The sequence below is a fragment of the Rummeliibacillus sp. POC4 genome (assembly GCF_003576525.1).
In the GTDB taxonomy this organism is placed as follows: Bacteria; Bacillota; Bacilli; order Bacillales_A; family Planococcaceae; genus Rummeliibacillus.
In genome coordinates this window covers 24,362-31,976 of sequence record NZ_QWUA01000057.1, presented here as the reverse complement: position 1 = coordinate 31,976, position 7,615 = coordinate 24,362, and the positions used below count along the sequence as shown (strand labels likewise).

Here is a 7,615-nt window from a genome sequence, read left to right as displayed (position 1 = left end):
ATTTTCTATCTATTTGATTACAATTAAATTTTCATTTTAGTTATCCCAAACATTTACTAAAACATTTGTTTGTTCACGGTCAGGACCTACTGAGAATGTTGCAATTTGAATACCTGTTAATTCGCTAACACGTTTCACATAGTTACGCGCATTTTCAGGTAGTTCTTCTAATGTTTTGCATCCTGTAATATCTTCTGTCCAACCAGGAAGTTCTTCATAAATTGGTTTACACCCTTCAATAATATGAAGATTTGCAGGATATTCAGTGATGATTTCACCATTGTAGTCATATGCCGTACAGATTTTCACAGTTTCAAGACCAGTTAATACGTCTATTGAGTTAAGAGCTAAATCTGTAATACCAGATACACGACGGGAATGGCGAACTACAACTGAGTCGAACCAACCAACACGACGTGGACGGCCAGTAGTTGTACCATATTCACGCCCTACTTCACGAATTTGATGACCCACTTCATCAAACAATTCTGTTGGGAATGGGCCATCACCAACACGTGAAGTATAAGCTTTACTTACACCAATGACACGAGTAACTTGAGAAGGACCAACTCCAGCTCCAGTAGCTACACCTCCAGCAACTGGATTAGATGAAGTAACATATGGGTATGTACCGTGGTCAACATCAAGTAAAATACCTTGTGCACCTTCAAATAGTACTTTACCGTCTTCGTCTAATACATCATTCAATACTTTAGAAGTATCAGTTACATACTTTGCAATTTCTTGACCATAACCATAATATTCTTCGAAAATGTCTTCAAATTTTAATGGCTCAACTTCATAGAATTTTTCAAATAAACGGTTTTTCATAGCCAAATTAGAACGTAGCTTTTCTTCGAATACTTCTTTGTCTAATAGGTCCGCTACGCGAATACCAATACGTTGTACTTTATCTGTGTAACAAGGTCCAATCCCTTTACATGTAGTACCGATTTTTTTATCTCCACGAGACTCTTCATCTACCTTATCTTGATATACATGGTAAGGTAGGATCACTTGTGCACGATTGGATATGCGCAAGTTATCTGTATTAATCCCACGTTCTTGTAGTCCTTTTAATTCTTCAACAAGCGATTTAGGGTTAATAACCATGCCGTTACCCATTACTGAATGTTTATCTTTATAGAAAATACCAGAAGGGATCAAATGTAATTTATATGTTTCTCCTTCAAATTGGATAGTATGTCCTGCATTATCGCCACCAGAATAACGTGCGATTGCATCTGCTTCTTTAGAAAGGAAGTCTGTAATTTTACCTTTACCTTCGTCTCCCCATTGAGTTCCTACCACTACAACTGATGTCATAATCAGCACCTCCGTCAGACACTTTCTTCGTGTCCTGATTCAAACAGACTTATTGTATCAACGATAATAAGCCAAGTCAATAAAAAACAGTAAAAAACACGAACATATTATATTCGTCTGACATCAATGTTCGTGTTTTTTATCTAGTAGCCTCCTGCTGTTGCTTCTGCAGACCAGTCTACGCTAACAAACTTATTAAATTCTTTTTTAAATGCTAATTTAACGGTATCTGTTGGACCGTTACGTTGTTTAGCTACTATAATTTCAATTGTATTAGCATCTTCAGTTTCCTTATCGTAATAATCTTCACGATATAAGAATGCTACGATATCGGCATCTTGCTCGATACTCCCAGATTCACGAAGGTCACTCATCATCGGTCGTTTATCTTGACGTTGTTCTACACCACGCGATAATTGAGATAATGCAATAACTGGAACTTCCAATTCACGGGCAAGTGCTTTAAGTGAACGCGAAATTTCTGATACTTCTTGTTGTCTATTTTGTCCCGCTATACCGCTTCCTTGTATAAGTTGGAGATAATCTATTAGGATCATGCCTAACCCATGCTCTTGTTTTAGCCGACGACATTTTGCACGAATCTCGCTTACTCGTACACCAGCAGAATCATCTATATAGATTCCTGCACGGGATAGTGTACCAGTTGCCATCGTTAGCTTACGCCAATCCTCTGAATTTAAAGCACCTGTACGTAAAACTTGGGCATCAATATTTCCTTCAGCACAAAGCATACGCATTACAAGTTGTTCTGCACCCATTTCCAGAGAGAAAATAGCAACATTCTCTTCTGTTTGAGTACCAACTGCTTGGGCAACATTCAATGCAAAGGCTGTCTTCCCAACTGATGGTCTGGCAGCAACAATGATTAAATCGCCCCGTTGGAATCCAGCTGTTAAACGATCCAGGTCACGGAACCCTGTTGGAATACCAGTTATATCGCCTTTGCGATTTTGTAAATGTTCTACATTCGCATATGTTTCAACAAGAACATCTTTTACATGCTTAAAATCACCGGCATTCTTGCGATTCGCCACTTCCATGACTCTACTTTCAGCTTCAGAAAGTAAAGCATCTACCTCATCTTCACGTGTATAACCATCTTCTACAATCTTAGTTGCTACGCGTATTAAGCGTCTGAGTACTGCCTTTTCAGATACGATTTGAGCGTAGTAACCCACGTTTGCAGCTGTTGGAACAGCATTTGCAATTTCTGTAATATAAGAAATGCCCCCAACATCTTCTAATTCGTTATGTGACGATAGCTCTTCAGTAACTGTAATAACATCAATTGCTTTCCCTTGATCGCTCAAACGTAACATAGTTTGGAATATTTTCTGATGTGCAGAACGGTAAAAGTCATCAGGAATTAGAATTTCTGAAGCAGTAATTAACGCCTGTGGTTCAAGAAATATTGCCCCTATGACAGATTGTTCAGCTTCTTGGTTATGGGGCGGAACGCGGTCCAATTGTGGATCGTTCATAAATGTCTCCCCTTACTCTTGTTCTGCAACATGTACTTTCAATGTAGCAGTTACTTCATGGTGAAGCTTTACAGGTACTTTTGTTACACCTAAAGTCCGTATTGCTTCTTTTAGTTCCATTTTACGTTTATCAATTTTAATATCATGATCTTTTTGTAATTGTTCTGCAATCTGTTTTGAAGTAATTGATCCAAATAAGCGACCATCTTTACCCGGTTTCGCCAACAATTCAACTGTTAAATTTTCCAATGTTTCTTTTAATGCTTTTGCATCCTCTAATTCTTGTGCTGCATTTGCAGCTGCACGTTTATTTTGAGCCTTTAATTTTGCTATCTCAGCCGCTGTTGCTTCAACAGCGTTTTTTTGTTTTAGTAAAACATTACGTGCATATCCATCAGAAACTTCTTTCACTTCACCTTTTTTACCTTGACCTTTAACATCTTTTAAGAAAATGACTTTCATACTTCAGTACTCCCTTCCAATACATCATCGATTGCTTTTTTTAACTTTTCTATCGCTTCATCTATAGTTTGAACTTCTAGTTGGCATGCAGCGTTAGTTAAATGTCCGCCGCCACCTAGTTCCTCCATGACTAGTTGAACATTCATCTCACCTAATGAACGTGCGCTAATGCCCACTTTTCCATCATTACGATGCGCAACTACAAAGGATGCAGATATGTCTTTCATTGTTAATAAAATATCTGCAGTTTGTGCAATTAATACTGAATTATAGATTTTACCACTGTCACCTCGTGCAACAACAATTCCATTATGGATAAATTCAGCTGTTTGAACAATCTTAGAACGTTCAATATACGTACCTATATCTTCTTTTAAAAGTCGTTGTACCAACACTGTGTCGGCCCCATTTGTACGTAGATATGAAGCTGCTTCAAATGTTCTTGCACCTGTTCTCAACGTGAAACTTTTCGTATCAACAATAATCCCCGCTAGCAAAGCTGTCGCCTCTAACATTGTTATTTTATCATTTTTTGGTTGATATTCTAACAATTCCGTTACCAATTCTGCTGTTGAGGAAGCATAAGGTTCCATATAAACGAGCATAGGATTTTTAACAAATTCCTCACCACGACGATGATGGTCAATAACGACTACCTTATCAGACTTGTTTAATAATCTTTCCTCAATGGTCATACTTGGTTTATGCGTATCTACTATTACTAACAGTGACTTTTCTGTTATTTTATCCAACGCTGCTTCTGGTGTAATAAAACGATTATATAAATCCGATTTATCCTTCACTACTTGCATTAAACGATTAATACTATTGTCAATATTATCGAAGTCTAAAACTACATAACCATCAATTCCATTCATATCAGCCATTTTACGAACACCAATAGCAGCCCCTATCGCATCCATATCCGGCATTTTATGCCCCATTACAAAGATTTGATCGCTATCCTGTATTAAATCGCGTAAAGCATGTGAGATAACACGAGCACGTACTCTTGTACGCTTCTCAACAGGATTGGTTTTTCCACCGTAGAACTTTACCTTACCATTTGGTTGTTTAATCGCTACTTGGTCACCGCCACGTCCTAGTACAAGATCTAAACTAGACTGTGCAAGTTCTCCTAATTCTAATAACGATTGTGAACCAGCACCTACACCAATACTCAATGTTAGAGATAAATTTTGCTGTGCTGTTATCTCCCGAATATCATCAAGAATAGCAAATCTTTTCTTTTCTAGTTCTTGCAAAATTGACTCATTCATAATTGCTATAAAACGATCAGAGTCAATTCGTTTTATATAGATTCCATATGTTGTACTCCAATTGTTTACAAGAGATGTTACAAGAGAATTGGTTTGACTTCGAGTTTGATCATCCATACCTTGGGTAATTTCATCATAATTATCAACAAAAAGAATTGATATTACTGTACGATCATCATGGTAAAGTGCTTCTATTTCAACTTGTTCTGTAATATCAAAGAAGTAAAGTAATTTTTCTTCTGGTTTATAGAATGCACGATACTTTCGTTCTTTTAGAGTAATATTGAGTTCATTTGACTCCTCGTGCTTAATCAGATTATATAAGTCTTCAGATAAAGAGAAGACTTCCTCTCCAATCAAAGAATCTGTCCCTAATATGCGAAGCATATAAGGATTTGTCCATTCAATCAGAAACTGGTCATCGATTAATACAATACCAATTGGCATTTCAAGTAATGCCTCTTCGCCCACCTTTTTTAAGCGATATGATAGCATTTCGATATGCCTTTCAGTCTCTTTATACGTTTCAGACTCAGCTTTCCAAGTAAGAATCAAAACTAATACCAAGACTATTCCATACACGGCGCCAGTCAATAAGTTCCACATTACACATATCACAATACCTGCTATTCCAAGCAATGACAGGATTAAAAGAGGATATCGTATTGGTCGTTTTCTAAAAAGAGTACCCATAAAGCTCAACTCCTTATTTTCTTGTCATGCCACTAATAAGTCCACGGATATTAAATCCTAAATCTGCTATACCGATTAAAGTAACAAACGAACTTAGTGGAAAAGCGAGGATAGTACCAACTACAATTGTCCATTTCGGCCATCCTTGCTGATACATGAAAAAGTGAATCAATGAAATACCTTGAAGCAAAAATAGTGTACTTAAGAGAAAAGATAAATTCAATACAACTACATAAATAAATGACCCTGTGTCAGGTTTTATAAATAACGTTGTTAATAATACAATGAGATAATACCACAAAAAGGCACGTGGTAATTGTAAATCTCTAAATGGAGCAAATTTAGGAACTTCTAGTCCAAAACGTCTTAATAACGGTAAATTCAAAGAAATGATAATAAACGTCAAGAAAAATACCATTAACGTTATCATTGTTGGCATACCCATTTGCATTGTATTGACCAATGTGTCTAATTGATCAGTTGAGATTGGGGCTTTACCTGTCATTGCTTTGACCATCTCATTTGATCTCTCATAACTTTCCCGGAAGTTTGTTATGACTTCCTTTAAAATATCGATATTAAAGAATTTTACAGACACAATATATTCAATTGCAATAGAAATCAATACTGTAAAGGCTGTCGACATAAATAAAAAGACTTTGCTTTTCTTTGTACTAATTGCATCGCCGATGACCAATCCAATCAATACAACTATAACAGCTAAAGGTAAAGATAAAATCCCGCCAATTAAAAATGCAATTGCTAAACTAACAATAGCCACTAATAATGAGGAGCCACGACTATACTTTGATCTATACCAAGCAATCGGTAAAGAAATAAACCAAATCGATACGATATTCAACACTGGTATATATGTAGAGATGGCTAATAATATAGCAAACAATGCCACCATCATGGCGCCATGCGTAATTCTCCTTGTCTGATTTTCTGGCATTTAAAACCTTCCTTTTCATAAAGAAAATCTATTATTTCATCTTATTATTGTATCATGTTTCATGGTATCGAACAAAAACCTAGATGTATCAACTAACATTGTCTAAACAAAAATAAAATGTAAAAAATGATCAGCAACTACTCTTTAACTGATCATCTACTCCTTATTCAATTTTACAATATAAAAAAAGACCAGCATATGCCGGTCTTTTAAAAAATCATTATTTATCATCTGCAGTGAATGGTAGTAAAGCCATTACACGAGCCATTTTGATAGCTGATGTAAGTTTACGTTGATATTTAGCGCTTGTACCAGTCACACGGCGTGGAAGAATTTTTCCGCGTTCAGAGATGAATTTTTTTAATAAATCAACATCTTTGTAATCGATGTGTTTGATGTTATTAGAAGTGAAATAGCAAACTTTACGGCGTTTGCGGCCTCCTCTACGTGGTGCCATTGTGTAGTTTCCCTCCTTATATAATTATCGTATATGACGTGCAATAAGTCATTTGCTTAGAATGGTAGATCGTCTTCTGTTACGTCGACTTTTCCTCCACCATTGCTAACTGGTGCAAATGGATCTTCATCTACACGTGTGTAATTTTGCTGACTAGGTGATTGATTCTGTTGATAAGATGGTTGTTGATAGTTTCCTTGTTGCGGAGCACTATATGACTGACCGCCATATTGTTGTCCTTGTTGAGGACGGTCTCCTGCAGCACTGCGTGGTTCTAAGAACTGTACGCTATCTGCAACAACTTCAGTTGTATAAACACGTTTACCATCTTGTCCTTCATAACTACCTGTTTGGATACGGCCTTCAACACCTGCAAGACTTCCTTTACGTAAGAAGTTTGCTGTATTTTCAGCTTGTTTACGCCAAACTACACAGTTGATAAAGTCCGCTTGTCTCTCACCTTGTTGGTTAGAAAACGTTCTATTTACAGCAAGTGTAAAACGAGCAACAGCAACGCCACTTGGTGTGTAGCGAAGTTCTGGATCTTTTGTTAGTCTTCCAACTAGTACGACACGGTTAATCATCAGAATGCAACCTCCTTTATCTGCTTTTGTTCAAGTTCAAATTCAAATTAGTCTTCTTGACGAACTGCAATATGACGAATGATATCTTCGTTAATATTAGCAAGACGAGTGTATTCATCGATTGCTTTAGAATCAGCGTTAACTTTCACGATTTGGTAGAAACCTTCGCGGAAGTCTTCGATTTCGTAAGCTAGGCGGCGTTTGCCCCATTCTTTTGATTCGATGATTTCAGCACCGTTAGAAGTTAAGATTTCGTTGAAACGTTCAACTAAAGCTTTTTTACCTTCTTCTTCGATGTTTGGACGAATAATATACATTAATTCGTATGCTCTCATTATATAAGCACCTCCTTGTGG

8 protein-coding genes are annotated in these 7,615 nt (G+C 36.8%); all 8 read right to left on the bottom strand.

Annotated elements, in window-relative coordinates:
• Positions 1–36 precede the first annotated feature (36 nt).
• A complete protein-coding gene (locus D1606_RS13995) occupies positions 37–1,326 on the bottom strand; it encodes an adenylosuccinate synthase (RefSeq protein WP_119416639.1) in 1,290 nt (429 codons plus the stop codon).
• A 143-nt stretch (positions 1,327–1,469) separates the two neighbouring features.
• A complete protein-coding gene (dnaB, locus tag D1606_RS13990) occupies positions 1,470–2,828 on the bottom strand; it encodes a replicative DNA helicase (RefSeq protein ID WP_119416638.1) in 1,359 nt (452 codons plus the stop codon).
• Positions 2,829–2,840: 12 nt separating this feature from the next.
• Positions 2,841–3,290, bottom strand: a complete 450-nt coding sequence (gene rplI, locus D1606_RS13985; protein ID WP_119416637.1) for a 50S ribosomal protein L9 — start codon at positions 3,288–3,290, stop codon at positions 2,841–2,843.
• A complete protein-coding gene (locus D1606_RS13980; protein ID WP_119416636.1) occupies positions 3,287–5,263 on the bottom strand; it encodes a DHH family phosphoesterase in 1,977 nt (658 codons plus the stop codon). Before D1606_RS13980 ends, rplI begins: the two co-directional genes overlap by 4 nt.
• Positions 5,264–5,276: 13 nt before the next feature.
• On the bottom strand, positions 5,277–6,218 hold the full coding sequence (locus D1606_RS13975) for a YybS family protein (protein WP_119416635.1): 942 nt from the start codon (positions 6,216–6,218) through the stop codon (positions 5,277–5,279).
• Positions 6,219–6,438: 220 nt separating this feature from the next.
• Positions 6,439–6,675 (bottom strand): 30S ribosomal protein S18, encoded by a 237-nt coding sequence (gene rpsR / locus D1606_RS13970; protein ID WP_119416634.1) that lies wholly within the window; start codon positions 6,673–6,675, stop codon positions 6,439–6,441.
• Between the two features lie 56 nt (positions 6,676–6,731).
• Entirely contained in the window at positions 6,732–7,259 is a 528-nt protein-coding gene (ssb, locus tag D1606_RS13965; RefSeq protein ID WP_119416633.1) for a single-stranded DNA-binding protein, read from the bottom strand.
• Positions 7,260–7,306: 47 nt separating this feature from the next.
• On the bottom strand, positions 7,307–7,594 hold the full coding sequence (rpsF, locus tag D1606_RS13960; protein ID WP_119416632.1) for a 30S ribosomal protein S6: 288 nt from the start codon (positions 7,592–7,594) through the stop codon (positions 7,307–7,309).
• Positions 7,595–7,615 lie beyond the last annotated feature (21 nt).